The following is a 15,059-nucleotide window of genomic DNA, read 5'->3' as shown; positions in this document are numbered from 1 at the left end:
AAAGAGCGGTGCCTGTAGCGGCTTCTTGGCTTTGTTGTTATTGCGCCTCAAGGGCGGGGGCAATTCGATGAGCCCCGCTTCCTGCATGCGAAGAAGAGTGTCTCTGACAGCAAACTCTTTGTATTTCCCGTTTGGCTGTTTCCACTCCCAGGTCTGGGCCAGGATGCATGATATCTGAGTCCGTCCCAGGTGGAAATTCTCAGAGATGACCTGGCGGATAGCTTTCAGGTCATTTTCTGAATACTCACGGGAACGGAACTTAAAAATAATCTTCTGATCGGCCATGGAGAGAAGGTATCAAATCTCTCCCTCCGACGCCAGTTAATTTTTGCTTCTTGTTGGCAATTTTTTCAAAGGGCTAAACTGTTACAAGGAAAGGTATTCTTCGGAACTTCAGAAGAATCCGGAAGCAGTGAACAAGCTCCTGGACCTGGCCCAAAAGCAGCAGGTCACCCTGCTCTTTGCGGCCAAAGATACCGAGTATAACCATGCCGTGGCCATTCGGGAGTATATTATATCCAAAGAGAAAAATGAAAATAATGATCGGTTATCAGGGCCTGGGATCTTCCAGATCCCATAAGCCTTGTTTCCTCGGTTACTCCAATCCGTATTTTTCCCGCAGCTGTCCGGACAGGTTCCGGATCAGGGCAAAGGCCTTTTCCACGGTTTTGGTCTTGTCCGGATTGACCAGGCAGCAGGTGGCCGGTGAGATCAGGCTCCTGGAAAGAAGAAAATCCCGGTCGATTCCTTTGGCTTCCAGCTTCCCCCACAGATTTTCCAGCTGCAAGGTCAGTGAATCCAGGTTTTCCTGGTCAAATGGCTCGAAATTGGTGGGCACCATGCCCCAGACGATCACCCCACCCCGATCCAGAAAACGCTTGATCCCGGACGTATAGCCCACAAAGCGTTCACCGTTGCTGTAGGTGTCCAGGGACAAAATATCCAGATCCAGGTTTAAGAGAAAATCCCAGTCCGGGTTCCCGCAGAGATGGATTCCCCGGGGTCGGTTGATCAGGGAGAAAAAGTATTCCATGTCCTGTCTAGCCTTTACATCGTTGTATCCGGACAGGGCGCTGAAGATGAACTGCAGGCCCGGCTCATCCACGAACATGAAGGCGTTCTCGTTCTTGGCCTTCAGTTTATCCAGTTGAACGTTGATCCGCTTGACCATGAACTCCAGAAGGAACGGACGGACAGTATCGTCGAATAGAATCGGCCGGTCGTTCTCATCCGCGATATTAAAGCCGAAGCTGATCGGTCCTTCCAGTTGTCCCCGGATGGCCGGGTAACCGCTCAGGTCCAGATCGAGAAAATGATGGTAGACCGCAGAGTAGTCCGGACTGACATCAAAGTATTCCGGATCCTCGAAGTGGGCCATGGCCTCGTCCAGCTCAGCCGTAAACTTGTCCATGGAAAATCCCAGCTTTCTGTTATCCGCGTCCAGGACGATTCCGGGAAAATGTTCCGAGGCCTGAACGTACATGTCTTCATAATAGCTCAGCAGAGGGAGCTGCGGCCAATAGGGGATGTCCAGGGACAGGGCCAGCTCCTGGGCCTTTTGAGCATCCGTATGGGGCATGACGGCCATGGCCGTGGTCAGAAGATTGCCGGGGATGGGCATAGGAAGCTCCTGAGTATGAAAATGTGGATTTATAAAACTTACGGATTGCCCTTCCGTCATTGCCCGGCCCGAATCATTCGAGTACATCGGGATCAGACTCATCACGCGAGACGCGGGGAAATCCAGGGAAAGACTTTCTATCCTATCTGCTCTGGATTCCGGCCTTCGCCTGCCTGAATGACGGAAGGGATGACTCAAATTTTCATACATGATCACATTGTTGCATTATTATTCCCACGCAGAGCGTGGGAGCTCTAAAAACAACTGGAGCGATGGAGAGTATGCAACCCGTTGTAATTCCGCTTCCTTATACCCAGAACTCCGGATAATACCTGCTCTTGGGAATATTGTTCACCAGTAGGGCCACAACGAGCATGATCACCGCCCCGCTGCCGGCCGGAACCAGGGCATACAGATAGCCCAGGGCATGGATCTGGTCGCTGCCGATAACCGCAATCAGGGCGCTTGCCCCTCCGGGCGGGTGCAGGGTCTTGGTCAGGTGCATGACAGCGATGGCCGTGGCCACAGCCACAGCCGAGGCCAGCCACATCTGTCCGCCCAGGAGCTGAAAGCAGGCCACGCCGATGACTGCGGAAATGACGTGCCCCCCGATCAGGTTCCTGGGCTGGGCTAGTGGGCTTTTGATCGCCCCGTAGATGAGCACGGCCGACGCCCCGAAGGAGCCGATGATCATGACCATATCCGAATCGGTGAGCATATTGAAGTGCACCAACCCCACCGCCGCTATACCCAGAAAGGAGCCAATCCAGGACCAGATGACTTCCGGGATGCTCACCCTGGGCGGACTGGTTGTTGTTCCGCGCATTTTTTCCCAAAAACTCATTTGCTGCTCCGTTGTTGCTGTATTGCGGTTACGGTCAGTTCTTGTCTCTTCCAGGTATAAAGGCCAAGGCGTCGAGCAGATCGTCCCTGGAGACAATCCCGATCAAGCTGCCGTTTTCAACTACTGGTATCCGATTGATATTTTTTTCTTGCATTATTTCATACATTGCATGCACAGGTTCCTCCGGAGAGACAGTCACCGCAGGAGAGGACATAATGTCCGCAGCAGCTTGACCTTTAATTTTCAGGGCTGGACATCCTTTGCTGCCCATACAGGAGGCCACCAGGCCCATAAAATTCTGCTCGGTGTCGGTCATCCTGTGCATGAAATCCTTTTCCGAGATGACGCCCACCACTGCTCCACCCTCTGTCTCCACCACCGGCACACCGGCCACCTGTATCCGGGCCAGCATTTTGGCCACTTCCAAAACCGGCTGATTCGCATGGACATAATGCACCGGGCTAGTCATTATGTCCCGGGCTGGTGTAGACAGGATACGCTTGTGGGCCTGGGCATAGGCCACTTTGTATACTTCCTTGAAATCACCTGGAGTGATGTCCAGATATCCGGAGATCCGTTTCATGGCCTCTAGGATATCCTGATCCGTGAGATTGTTTGGATCCAGGCCCATGGATAAATATTCCGAAGCCTCTTTATCTCGGGGGTCAATAGGGGACATAATTGCTCCTTTGGTTTTCATCGGCCATGTTTGCAATCTCTTTCTAACCCAGGTCGGCTGCAATGTTTTTGATACAGATCAAATGAACAGATAAAAAATTGCGATAGGAAAAGGCATGCCCTGGCTCAAACGATTCATTATTCTCCTGTTGCTGGCCGCTCTGGTCCTGGCTGGTATAAAGCTGGTTCACATGCGTAGACAGCAGATCTTTTCGGTACAGGCAACCAAGGAGCCGGCTTTGGCCGTGCAGACTGCACCGGTATCCGACGGCACCCTGCAGGTCAGCCAGACCTACAGGGGCATCCTCCGTCCGGAGAGAAGCATAGCACTGAGTCCCAGAATACAGGGGCGAATAGTGGGTATGCAAGGTCATGCCGGAGAACATATCCAAGACGGTCAGCTTCTGGTTCGCCTCGATGACCGGGAACTCCAGGAAAACATTCAGGCTTTGGAGGCGGAAAAAAAGCGGATCGAAGAACAGATCTGGATGTTGGAGAAGACCCGTGCCCGACAGAAAAAGCTGGCTCCTGGGGCTATATCCCAGGACGAAATAGACCGCACCTTGTCCAATCTGAACCAGGCCAAATCCAGCCGGGAACGAGTCAGAAACGAACTAAATCAAGCCAGAACCAGGCTGAGCTATACCCGCCTGGAGGCACCCCTAAACGGACGGATACACAAACGGCTTCAAGAACCGGGGGATATGGCTCAGCCCGGACAGCCGGTCATGATCCTCGAAGATTCCGCAGCTGGGTACAACATACATATCCGGGTTCCAGCCGAGGTCCACACCAAGTTGCTGCCCGGGAACAAAGTCCGCATTCACTCTCAAGGGAAAACCCAGAAAGCGGACATAACCCGCATACATCCAGCCACGTCCCAGAATTCACCCTTGGTTGAGGTCGAAGCATTCATGCAAAAGCCGCCCTTTGAACTGCCCAGTGGTTCAAGCCTGGAGGTTGAGCTTCTTGTTTCCAGGGCCATGGGCATTATTGTTCCCTCCAGGGCCTTGCTCAGCCAGGAAAAAGAAGATGTTGTCTTCACCGTGAACGAGGAAAACCGAATTCAGATGCATCAGGTGCACGTACTCTCCAGAACCGCGGACAGGGCTGTGCTCATGGATAATGAACTCCAACCCGGACAACGAGTTGTCGTTGGTGCATTGTCTAAGCTCATGCGCTTGAGCCCTGGGATGAAGGTGGAAACCGGTCCAGTTGAGACAATAAAATCAGACTGAACAGAACCGGGTCTATTATTCATTTTGATGAGAGATTCTTCGCTCCCAGACTCGCTCAGAATGACAAGACATAAAAAAGCAGGCCCGCCGGATGGTTCTGATGTCCGCTCTTGTCATTCTAACGGACTGTAGAAACTTAAGAATCTCTTGTGTTGCTGTATAATCTACAGCCTGTGGAAAACATTGACGACATCTGTTCGTTTTCCAGGTGTTCGTCTGTTGCTTAGCTGGAAATGTTCGGTTTGTTCTTTGAATGTTTCTGGATATGTTCAGTTGATAATATATTATATCAGTATGTTAAATACAAAATGAACATACAAACCCAACCAATAATCTTCTACAATTCAAAGAAAATATCATTGGAAACAAAAGAAGAAAGACACGGAATGAACGTTCTGACAACCGATGACCCGAAAAGAGTCCTTGATTCATGACTCTGGTAGACAAGACCTTTGAACATCCTCACTTGGTTCTGGCCGTGGTTCTTTTGGGGGTGGCCCTGGGGCTGGCCAGCTTTCAGCGCCTGCCCCAGAACCTGTTTCCAGAGGCCAACTACCCTTCGGTATCCGTGCTTTTGATCTGGCCGGGAGCCTCGGCCGAGGACGTTCAGTCCAGGGTGGCCAGATATGTGGATGCCGAGCTGGCCTCCCTGGACCAGAGTAGGACAGTACGGGCGGTGAGCAAGGATGAGGTTGCGGCTGTCAGTGTTGAATTCGAGTACACAAAAGGCATTGATGCGGCAGTGGTCGATGTCAGCTCGGCCCTGGACCGGATTTGGTCCGGCCTGCCTGACGGGCTTTTGCCGCCGCGCATTTTCCGGGTCACGGACGCCACTTCCCCGGCAGCCACCTTGGCCGTGAAGCCGGCCGGCGAATCCGGCCTGGACCTGAGCATGACCCGCCAGATCTGCGACAACGATCTGCGCGAGGCCTTGCTCCGGATCCCGGAAGTATCCCAGGTAGAGGTCTTCGGAGGGCGGAAACCGGAAATTCGTCTGGCCGTGGACCGGATCAAACTGGAGGAATACGGCCTGAGCCTGGAGCAGGTCACATCGGCCGTGGCTGCTCAGAATGCCAATATCCCCGGGGGAACGATCATCCGTTCCCAGGAGCAGTACCTGGTCAGCATCCAGGGGGAAAAGCTGCAGGCTGAGGAACTTGAAAATATCGTCCTGGCCAGCGACGGGTCGGGGGAGATCCACCTCCGGGATGTAGCCGACATATCCTTTGCTCACCAGGATATGTTCTCTTTCTTTCGGGGCAACGGAGCGGAAGCCGTGGGTATGAATATCCTGCGTCCGGAAACCGGACACATCAGCTCCACATTGGCTTCCTTCCAAGAGCATCTGCCACAGGTAAGACAGGATTTTCCCAACCTGGAGCTTGAAATTGTGGACACAAGCGGGGATATCATTGAGACCTCGATTCAGAACATGATTTCCTCCCTGCGCAGCGCAGTGATTCTGACCGTGGCTGTGATCTTTCTCCTCCTGGCCCGGACCAGGGCCACGGCCCTGACCGTGGTCTCCATCCCTTTTACCTTTCTGCTCACATTCGCCGGCATGAGCCTTTTGGGCTTGGAACTGAACATCGTGACCATGACCGGGATCATCCTGGCCGTGGGCCTCTTGGTGGACGACTCCATCGTGATCATTGAAAACATCGACCGTCATTATCGGTCCGGCGCCGAAAGCCCCCGCCGTGCGGCCCGTTCCGGGACCAGAGAGATCTACCTGGCCGACTTTTCCGGGACCCTGACCACGGTCAGCGTGCTTTTGCCCATCATGTTTGTGGGCGGATATCCCCAGCAGATCCTGCGCCCTCTGGCCTTGACCCTGTCTCTGGCTCTGATCTTCTCCTACCTGGTTTCCATAACCGTCATTCCCCTCCTGGCCCCGTATCTCCTGGGCTCCTCGCGCATGGAAGACAAAGTCGCCATGGTCCTTGACTGGCTCTCATCTCGGATCGTCGCTCCGTTGCAGTCCTTTTTCGTTCACGTCTATCGTCTGGGGTCCAGGGCCAGATGGCTGTTCATCCCTCTGGGAATTGTTGTTCTGGTCCTCAGCATGCGCCAGATGCCTTTGGCCGGAAAGGATCTTATGCCCCCCATGGATACCGGGATCATGATGGTCGAGTTCGAGACATCACCGGGAACTTCGGTAGAAGAGACCCAAAAAACGGTGGCCCGTATGGAGGAGGTCATCGCCCGATATCCAGGCTTTGTGCGCATGAGTACAAAAGGCGGGGCCGAGCCCGGGGTTATCAGCTTCGGTGCGGAGCGCACCGCCCAGGAAGGAGTTATAACTGTCCATTTTGTGGATCGTTTTGCCCGGGACAAGTCCATCTGGGAGATCGAATCCGAGCTACGCACGGACTTTGCCCGGCTGCCCGGGCTGGAGCGGTTCAGTGTGTACGAATACGGAGCCACGCCTTTGTCCTCGATCAGTGCGCCCATCGATGTGCAGATCGCCGGCCCGGATCCCCGGGTTCTGGATGGTCTGGCTGCAGAAGCGGAGGACAGGCTGCGGGAGGTGCCGGGGTTGAATGGGATCAGCCGGTCATGGGATCGGAGCAAGGAAGAGGTGGAAATCACTCTGGATCATCGGCGCATGGCCGCCTACGGGATCACGGTCTCGGAGGTCAGCCGGGTTCTGGCTGCAGCCACCCAGGGAATGCAGGCGTCAGAGCTGCGCATTCCGGGACAGAAAGGGATCAAGGTCCAGGTCCGCTTGGCTGCGGACAAGGCATGGTCAATCCAGGGCCTGCAGGATGTGACGGTCATGTCTGATCAAGGCCCCATCCCCCTGCGGGAGGTGGCCGAGTTCCAGCGGGTCCTGACCCAGGACCGGTTTATTCGGGAGGATCTGCAGAGCGTGGTCAATGTCTATGGGTATCGGGATACCATGGCTATTTCCCACCTTCAGGCCGGAGTGGAAAAGGCCCTGGCCGGAATGGGACTTCCGCCGGGATACAGCCTCAGTCAGGAAGGAGAGGTCACATACATGAACGAAAGCTTCTCCCGCCTGGGACAGGCCCTCATGTTCTCCCTGATCCTGCTCTACTTCTCCCTGGTTCCCATCTTCCGGTCCTTTGTTCAGCCCGTGGTCATCATGGTGGCCATTCCTTTGGCCTTCATCGGTGTGTCCTGGGGCATGCTCCTGGCCGGCAAGCACTTCTGCATGCCGGCTTCCATGGGCATGGTCCTGCTCTCCGGGATCGTGGTCAACAACTCCATTCTGCTTATGGACTTCATCAATCAGGCCCGGGCAGATGGACTGGCCCGGCAGGAGGCCATAGTTCAGGCCATCCAGACCAGGACCCGGCCCATTGTCATGACCGCTACCAGCACCATGGCCGGCATGCTGCCCATTGCAATGGAGATGGCCGTCGGTCTGGAGCGCCTCTCCCCCCTGGCGGTGGTGGCTATCGGCGGGCTCCTGGTCTCCACATTCCTGACCCTGGTCTATGTGCCGATTTTCTATACCGTGTTTGATGATGTGCTGAGGAAGTTCAAGCGGATGCGGGACTGACTTACATATTTTCAGCCCAGTCAATAGAGTGAAGATTTTTGTCGCGACGGAGTTCCTTCATGTTGGGGTAATGAGGAAAAGATATGACCAGAAAAGCCTATAGAATTAAGTTGTGTTGGGGAATTGAAAGCAGGGAATGTCCAAATGTCCTGGATCCGGATGCCTCACTGAAGCAGGATCTGGAGTCCGTCCTGGAAACCTCTGGCTGGCCCGAGTGCCTGTCCAAGGCCCTGCAAAGGGAGATCAAGCCCCTGGACCAGTTCAGCGTCAGCGTCTCCGGCTGTGCCAACGGATGCTCAAGGCCTCAGATAGCGGATTTTGGCCTCCTCCAGGCCCAGCATCCTGAGGTGGATTCAGAAAGATGTACCGGCTGCGGGCAGTGCGCACAGGTATGCCGGGAAGGGGCCATTGATCTGGACTCAGGCATTGCCCGGATTGATGCCGGCCGCTGCCTGTCCTGCGGCGTATGTATCAGGAGCTGTCCGGAACAGGCCCTTTTCCCTGCACGGCAAGGCTATAGAGTCCAGGTCGGGGGTAAGCTCGGCCGCCACCCGAGGCTGGCTGAGGAGCTGTCCGGGATATACAGCCGAGAGGAAATGCTGAAAGCTTTGCAAAAATGTCTGACCCTGCACCAAAGGCATTATCGCCCTGGAGTCAGGTTCGGGCAGGTGGTGGCTGAGCAGGGAACCGAAGAGATCGGGTTTATGGAGCCGATTGGTTCTGCCCCTTAGATTCTGGCCACGCCCAGAAACAGGGTGAGGTATCCGGGCTCTTGGCAGCCAGCGGTCGGCGAGGAGGACGGGAATAGGGGAGGCCTGGCGGGCCAGCAGCAGAAGGCCTGTGCTCAGGACGAAAATCCAGATCAGGGGCTGCTTCCCTGTCACCTTCTGCATGTGAACCAGTCCCGCATGGTTTGGCTCAGCATAATGGCAATGGATACAGCCATTACAACGCCCACTGAACCCATGATGGTCAGCAGGAGGGTATACGGCTCATCCACCGCCAGCCGGAATTGAAGCAGCTGCACTGTCACTTTGATCCACAGAAAGAGACCGAGCATCAGGGTGAGGGCACTGAGGTGGCGGACCCAAGGCCTGCGGAGAATAACCAGCGCAACGGCTATGAGCAGCCATCCGGCCATGACCCAGAGATTGCCCACTCGCAGCTCGTGGGCTGCCAGAAACAAATAGCTGAGAAACGGAAAAACAAGCAGAATTCGATGTAGATACATATTCCTCTCCGCAGGACGTTCTGCTGGGCTGCGGTACCGGGTTTCAAATGGGTTCAAAATGATTATATACACAATGAGCAGCCCAATTCTTTGACCTGCATCAATGATAGCGCCCTTATCCGGGTATACGATCATACTTACCACTCACCATAACGGATGGTCCCAGGCAATGTCAGCACAGGAGGACGGATATGAAATGCCCAGGCCAAGACAGCAGATTCTGGAAACAGGACGCCATATATGAGGCCCGTTGCCCCCAGTGCAATGAAACCGTGGAATTTTTTAAGGATGATACGGCCCGGAAGTGTCCGCATTGCGGGCACAGGTTCGTGAATCCGGAAATGGATTTCGGCTGTGCCGCCTATTGTCAATTCGCTGAACAGTGTCTGGGCGCCCTGCCGGACGACATCAAGGAAAAGCAGCAGGACCTGATCAAAGACAAGGTCGGCATGGAGGTCAGACGCTTGCTTCTGCAACAGCCAAAGCTGATGCAGAAGGCCCAGAATGCGGCCAGATACGCGGAGCGGCTGGGGAAAGACGTCGGCGGCGACATGGGTGCCGTTATCATGGCCGCTCATCTGTTGTATGTCCAGCAGGCGGATACTGCCAACGGGCAAGGCATGGATTTTCAGCAAACCCCTCGGGATATCCTGGACAAAGCCGGGGCTAAGCCGGATGTGGCAGATAAGGTGGAATCCGTGCTGGACCAATTGTCCAAGCCCTGGTCAGATCCGGACCTGGAAGTCCGTATTGTCCGGGATGCGGCCACGCTTGCGGGGTTAGAGGAAGAGTCCAAGGCCCAGTCCCTTTCCAGGGAAGACATCGAAGGTCGAATCACGCAGGGACTATCGACTCCGGAAGCTCAGGATCTGGCCCGACGGATTCTGTTGGGGTAGGAAATCAGGAGGGTGAGATGCAAAAACTTATAGTTGCAGGTATCGTTCTTGTCGCTGCGATCGTGGTCGTCCGTCGCCTGTATCGGACCTTTAGCAGGAGCGGACAGGCTGAATGCGGATGTTCCGGGTGTTCCCAATGCAGCGTCCAGTCCGAATGCACAATAAGGTCCTCTGTGGACCAGGAGCAGGGCAGCGACTAAGAAAAAGCTGGCCCGCCCTTTGAGACGGCAGACGTCTCAAGCCCCAAGGACAGGTAGGGAAACCGCCTTGCCGTTCTCGGAGAACGGCAAGGCGGTTTTCCTATTTTTCGGGGCATGGCATTCATGCAGATGGCCTTTCCAGTCAGACCCTGAAGGCCTGATAACAGCAGTTTAATGTGCAAATGGGGGTCCTTGGACGTAGGCTGTGGATTTTGGGCCATCTCTTCTGTGTGCTCACTTTCGGCCCTGTATTTTCTCTAAGTCCCGACAAAGGGGATCCTTGCCCCCTCCCGACACTCACGCGCAACTCAGTGCTTTCTGTTTGGCTGAGCTTGTCATACACGCCTTTTCACCCTCAATCCTCCTACTCGTTCTGAAATCCTTTCGGTTATTATGCTCTGTGTCCATAACATGGACATATAATTGAATAGTATAAACATACTTATTAGGTATGTTTTATTCTGTCTATCCAATTATATGTCCAATTTGGGACAAAATTAATAGACTTTTGTCCAAAAAAGAACAGCGATATTTTCTTGTATATCAGTATTTCACTGATATCTATTTTGATTCTTGTTGGAATATTTTTTGCTTTTCTATTCGGTTTTGTTTTCATTCGGCGAGTTGGTGTAAAATTTTTTATATACATCGTGCAAGCCAAAAAACCTGTAAACTTGTGTTTGTTAAGGAGAGACGTGTTATGAACAGATGGTATTTGGCACCTGGTTCGATTCTGGCGTTTGTTGTCCTTGCTCTGGTCTTGGGTGCGGTTCAACCCGCTACTGCTGCTGTCCAGGCTCAATTGGAGTCTACCTCCCTGGAAGTTGGAGACAGAGTCACTGTATCCGGGCAGATAGAGCCTGGCCAGGATCTGTATATCGCTGTAGCTTCGAAAAACATGTTTGCTCCTGAGGATGCAAAAGGGGTCAATGAAATCAAGTCGTTTCGAAGCGCGGTGGAGAGTCACCCCTTTGATATGAACACCCGGGTCCCCCATTTGTTCTATATTTTGACCAATACCCCGCAAGAATTCGGAACCATTACCAAAAAGCGTTTCGGCGGCCCGTCATTCGCCAACGGCATCTACAGTACGACAATGTTTAACCTCGCAGACTACAGCGATTTGTCCGCAGAGGCCAAATCGGTCCTCGGGCCGATCACCAACAAGGCTAAGTGGAGCTTCTTCCGCTACAATCACGAGAATGCATACGGCATCAATACAGTGACCAAAGAGCGGACGCAGGTGGGAAAGGTGACGATTTTTTCCCGCAGCGTGCTCACAGACCATGAAAAGTCCGGGAATTACTGGGATGAAGGGACCAAGGTTGATCTGAACAAAGAAACCGGCAAGTTCACCGCTTCCTTTGAAAGCTTTCGCCATTCACCTCCGGATACAGAGTTCAATGTGTATGTCAACGGCCAGGAAATCGGGACATACACTCTAGCCGGCAAAGGATTCTGGCTCGATCTCGGCGGTCGGTATATGAACCCGATTTGGATTATCATCGGGGCGATCATTATTGGGGCATTTGTCTCTTTGATCGGAGCCTCCGGAGGGATGCTCATGGCCGCCTACCAGGTCATGGTGGTCAATACCATGGGACCGGTGGGGATAAATGCGGCAAACGTCCTCCGGCCGTCGAACGTAGCCCTGACCCTGTTTTCTCCTTTGGGCTCATTTTACCGCTATGCAGTCAAAGAACGGCGTGTGGCCTGGCCGGTTGGATTTTCCTTTGGCATCGGGATTCTTATCGGTTCCATCTGGCTGGGCAAGTATGTAACCGCCTATCTGCCCATGTCCAGCTACAAGGAATGGCTGGCTGTTCTGGTGGTGATCATGGGTATCCGCACTGTGTATGAAATGACGCCCAGGGTTATGGAAAAGCGAAAGAACATCAAGGCCATGACCCAGAAGTTCAATGAAGAGGTGGCCAAGGCAAAGGCCGAGGGCCGGGCTGCCAAGATGGGCTCCATTGAACCGGTTAAATCAGGACTGACCAACTACCAGTTCAAGTTCTGGGGCGAGGAGTTCAAGATCAACCCTCTGCTGTTCGGAGTTATCGGTCTGGTGATCGGGATTGTGGCCCGCTGTTTCGGGATTGGCGGCGGCTTTCTCCTGGTGCCTATCATGACCATGTTCGGGGGCCTGCCCATGTATGTTGCGGTCCCTGTCGGTCTGCTCGGGACATGCTTTTCCAGTATCGGGGCCTTTATCGGCTACTTAGCCAACGGCTATCTGCCGGACCTGTGGATTGCCATCGCCATCATCATCGGCGGATTTGCCGGTGGTGTTATCGGAAGCAGGATGCAGAGCCTATTCACAGAAAAACAGTTGAAGTGGATGCTGGCCATCGTGCTTTTCTTCCTCTTTTTCCGATTTTTCAAGATTGAAATCTGGATCTAAGGGAGAGGCAAATCCATATCCGGGGCGTGTCCACTAAGGTCATGCCCGGCTTGAAAGAACAAAGTTCCGGAGATGAAAACAACGACAAAGGCCCGCGGCTTAAGCCGCGGGCCTTTGTCGTGACTTTTCTTTTATCACAATCAAGGCACGGCAGGTAGGGGGAGCGAGACGGCAAAAAAGGTCTATAAATTTTTTTGATGCTTACATAATGCTACAACGTAAGTTCGCAACCTAATTGCTTGGCCTCAGCTAACCGCCTTTTTCGGTGCGATAGATACGCTTCTTTCTTTCGCCTGTGACGATACTTGAGAATCTCTATTGCCTGCGCATGATCAAGTGATCGGCGGGGCAATACTGTTGCCACAAGATATTTCGCTTCAGCGAGACTCAAGTCAGGAGTTTTTTTAAAGGCGTTGCCGCAACCGTAACAGGAATTGCTGTGCGAGCATCACGTAGATCATATGCCTGTGCCAGGCTGGCCATGAACGGTGCTCGTAGGCATCCATCCCGAGATGGCTTTTGCCTTCCTCAAAGCATTGTTCGATGGGCCAACGCATGGCGGACGCTTTGCAGAGCTCTTCAAACGGCGTATCTGCCGGAGCGTTGGAGATTGCATACCGGATCTGTCCATCGAAATGCTTCCTGATAAAGAGCCACACCGGCTCATTTTTAGGGAAGTCGTTTCGTGAGGGATACACCCTCATGCAGGCTACGTGGGCGAGAAGAGGGCCTCCACCTGAGTCCTAAAAAGAGCATCCTAACCTGGGTCCGGAGTTTTGTTTACCCCTCTAGGTTACGTTGTAGTGTTACTACGATGCAGCGGAAGAAGTCGAGCGGATACGCAAGGAGAAGGAGGCCGGAGTGCTGGACGAAGACCGGCGGGGCTATCTCCGGCTATATCCACGTTTGAGGCAAGCAGAACGCAGAATTGACCGGCTGAACAAACGTCTGGACCGAACTGAGAATGAAGAGCAGATCGAGACGCTGGAGAAGGAGAAAGCCGGGGTGATGAAGGATTTTCTGCGGGAATACTATGCCCAGGAGGAAGGCCGGACGGAAGAAGCGCAGGAACCAGCGGGACCTGAAGACCCGTTTGCCGACCTCCAGTAATCCACACGCCCAGCGTGAGGTTGATATAAAGAAGGCCAGGCACATGCTTGGCCTTTTGCTTTGACATTTACAACATCATTGTTATAATAATCATCATGTGGAGAGTACATACCCTGAACGAGACAGTTGACCGGGAGTTCGAGCAGTTGCCACCTGAGATGCAGGCCCGGTTTCTTTGGACCGCTGATCTTATCCAGCAGTATGGACTCCCTAATGTCGGAATGCCTTATGTCCGGCATGTCCATGGTGACATTTGGGAGATTCGGATTTCAGGAAAGAACAAGATAGGGCGTGGTCTATACGTAGCACTAAAGGGGCAGCGGGTGGTTGTTTTGCGATTTTTTATCAAAAAGGCCCAAAGGACTCCCCAAAAAGAAATCAGAACAGCTCAGCAAAGAATGGGGTTGATAGATTATGACCAGCTTGGATGAATTAAAAAAGAGGGCATTGCAAAATCCAGAAGTCAAAGCGGAATACGAGCGGCTTGAACCTGAATTTCGTTTTGCCTCCATGCTTATTGAAGCCAGAGCAAAGGCGGGTCTCTCTCAGGAACAGCTCGCGCAGCGCATGGGCATGAAGCAGACCAGTGTAGCCAGGATTGAATCAGGCCGACACAACCCCAGCATGAAGACCTTGCAGCGATATGCTGAGGCCACTGGCCACAAATTGCAGATCAGGATGGAACCTCAATAAACTTCCTGTCAATACAAGGGGTATGTATGTCCGACTCGGCATTTGACGGAGAATGGAGGCAATTCAAACTCAGATACCCGGAATTCTTCTACCAGTATGAACAGCCCAGGGAATACAAAGACCTCCAAGACCTTCTGGCCTATTACGGACCACAGATCGCCGCTGTTATGGCCGAGAGCCTACGGGCCAGGCAGAAGGCTGAGGACATTCAACGTAAGTTCCATATCCTGATGGGGGCTGTGCTGGTATAGCCGTGGTCAGCCTAGCCTCATTGGTTGGAATATTGGTCATTGCCTTGATGTAACAATATTAAATTACAGACCATAACTGATCCATTTTCCGCTGAATTTACCGGACGGTATTTTTCAGAGGCAAGATACCCTATCCGGTTTTTCAGGAAAATTGGCGGTATGTTTAAGAGTTGGCAGTTACTATGGGGCACAGATCGCGCTGCCAGTCGAGGTCCACTTGACCCCACCCGGGGGTAGGGGGTACCCCCCCTCCCCTTCCACCAGGAACCCAGGACCGGATTGCGCCAGGTCTCTGTCCTGGGAGAGGACAAATTTTCAAATGATTCGACTTTCCGAGGGGTGTAGGTTGGATCAGAAAAGGCCT

At 53.4% G+C, this 15,059-nt stretch carries 15 protein-coding genes and 1 pseudogene; 11 read left to right on the top strand and 5 right to left on the bottom strand.

The annotated features are described in order from the left end of the window. Positions 1–285: pseudogene (locus tag N902_RS0110465) on the bottom strand (hypothetical protein); the annotation flags it as partial. A gap of 43 nt (positions 286–328) precedes the next feature. Here N902_RS0110465 and N902_RS17425 point away from each other — a divergent pair. Then, on the top strand, positions 329–580 hold the full coding sequence (locus tag N902_RS17425; protein ID WP_034622502.1) for a DUF488 domain-containing protein: 252 nt from the start codon (positions 329–331) through the stop codon (positions 578–580). Between the two features lie 15 nt (positions 581–595). Here the strand turns inward: N902_RS17425 and N902_RS0110455 are convergent, their stop codons facing one another. From N902_RS0110455 to N902_RS17420, 3 genes are all read right to left on the bottom strand, one after another. Continuing rightward, positions 596–1,621, bottom strand: coding sequence for a uroporphyrinogen decarboxylase/cobalamine-independent methonine synthase family protein (locus tag N902_RS0110455; RefSeq protein WP_027370894.1), 1,026 nt, complete (start codon positions 1,619–1,621; stop codon positions 596–598). Positions 1,622–1,928: 307 nt separating this feature from the next. Next, positions 1,929–2,465 (bottom strand): HPP family protein, encoded by a 537-nt coding sequence (locus N902_RS0110450; RefSeq protein ID WP_027370893.1) that lies wholly within the window; start codon positions 2,463–2,465, stop codon positions 1,929–1,931. Positions 2,466–2,499: 34 nt separating this feature from the next. Beyond that, a complete protein-coding gene (locus tag N902_RS17420) occupies positions 2,500–3,144 on the bottom strand; it encodes a CBS domain-containing protein (RefSeq protein WP_051564507.1) in 645 nt (214 codons plus the stop codon). Positions 3,145–3,259: 115 nt separating this feature from the next. Here N902_RS17420 and N902_RS0110440 point away from each other — a divergent pair, with 115 nt between their 5' ends. The 3 genes from N902_RS0110440 to N902_RS17415 all read left to right on the top strand — a co-directional run bounded on the left by N902_RS0110440 (position 3,260) and on the right by N902_RS17415 (position 8,641). Further along, complete coding sequence (locus N902_RS0110440) at positions 3,260–4,381, top strand: efflux RND transporter periplasmic adaptor subunit (protein WP_027370892.1); 1,122 nt, start codon at positions 3,260–3,262, stop codon at positions 4,379–4,381. A gap of 430 nt (positions 4,382–4,811) precedes the next feature. Then, on the top strand, positions 4,812–7,910 hold the full coding sequence (locus N902_RS0110435) for an efflux RND transporter permease subunit (RefSeq protein WP_027370891.1): 3,099 nt from the start codon (positions 4,812–4,814) through the stop codon (positions 7,908–7,910). Positions 7,911–7,993: 83 nt separating this feature from the next. Continuing rightward, positions 7,994–8,641 carry a 4Fe-4S binding protein gene (locus N902_RS17415; RefSeq protein ID WP_051564506.1) on the top strand — a complete coding sequence of 216 codons (648 nt, stop codon included), beginning with the start codon at positions 7,994–7,996 and terminating at the stop codon, positions 8,639–8,641. A gap of 149 nt (positions 8,642–8,790) precedes the next feature. Here N902_RS17415 and N902_RS0110425 read toward each other — a convergent pair whose 3' ends face one another. Then, positions 8,791–9,141, bottom strand: a complete 351-nt coding sequence (locus tag N902_RS0110425) for a hypothetical protein (RefSeq protein WP_027370890.1) — start codon at positions 9,139–9,141, stop codon at positions 8,791–8,793. 191 nt (positions 9,142–9,332) lie between these two features. Between N902_RS0110425 and N902_RS17410 the strand changes: the two genes are divergently transcribed. The 7 genes from N902_RS17410 (at position 9,333) to N902_RS0110390 (ending at position 14,695) form a co-directional block, all read left to right on the top strand. Then, positions 9,333–10,037: a TFIIB-type zinc ribbon-containing protein gene (locus N902_RS17410; protein ID WP_051564505.1), complete on the top strand. Its 705-nt coding sequence runs from the start codon at positions 9,333–9,335 to the stop codon at positions 10,035–10,037. A gap of 17 nt (positions 10,038–10,054) precedes the next feature. Further along, positions 10,055–10,237: a FeoB-associated Cys-rich membrane protein gene (locus N902_RS19260; protein ID WP_084288202.1), complete on the top strand. Its 183-nt coding sequence runs from the start codon at positions 10,055–10,057 to the stop codon at positions 10,235–10,237. Between the two features lie 700 nt (positions 10,238–10,937). Continuing rightward, positions 10,938–12,641: a sulfite exporter TauE/SafE family protein gene (locus N902_RS0110415; protein ID WP_027370889.1), complete on the top strand. Its 1,704-nt coding sequence runs from the start codon at positions 10,938–10,940 to the stop codon at positions 12,639–12,641. Between the two features lie 861 nt (positions 12,642–13,502). Further along, the gene (locus tag N902_RS0110405; protein WP_027370888.1) at positions 13,503–13,751 is read left to right on the top strand and encodes a hypothetical protein; all 249 of its coding nucleotides are present in this window, start codon (positions 13,503–13,505) and stop codon (positions 13,749–13,751) included. 95 nt (positions 13,752–13,846) lie between these two features. Further along, entirely contained in the window at positions 13,847–14,182 is a 336-nt protein-coding gene (locus tag N902_RS0110400; protein ID WP_208596308.1) for a type II toxin-antitoxin system RelE/ParE family toxin, read from the top strand. Then, entirely contained in the window at positions 14,166–14,444 is a 279-nt protein-coding gene (locus N902_RS0110395; RefSeq protein ID WP_027370886.1) for a helix-turn-helix domain-containing protein, read from the top strand. Before N902_RS0110400 ends, N902_RS0110395 begins: the two co-directional genes overlap by 17 nt. 26 nt (positions 14,445–14,470) lie before the next feature. Next, complete coding sequence (locus N902_RS0110390; RefSeq protein ID WP_027370885.1) at positions 14,471–14,695, top strand: hypothetical protein; 225 nt, start codon at positions 14,471–14,473, stop codon at positions 14,693–14,695. Positions 14,696–15,059: the final 364 nt, after the last annotated feature.

This window comes from Desulfovermiculus halophilus DSM 18834 (assembly GCF_000620765.1).
In the GTDB taxonomy this organism is placed as follows: Bacteria; Desulfobacterota; Desulfovibrionia; order Desulfovibrionales; family Desulfothermaceae; genus Desulfovermiculus; species Desulfovermiculus halophilus.
This window is presented reverse-complemented; position numbering and strand designations above follow the sequence as displayed.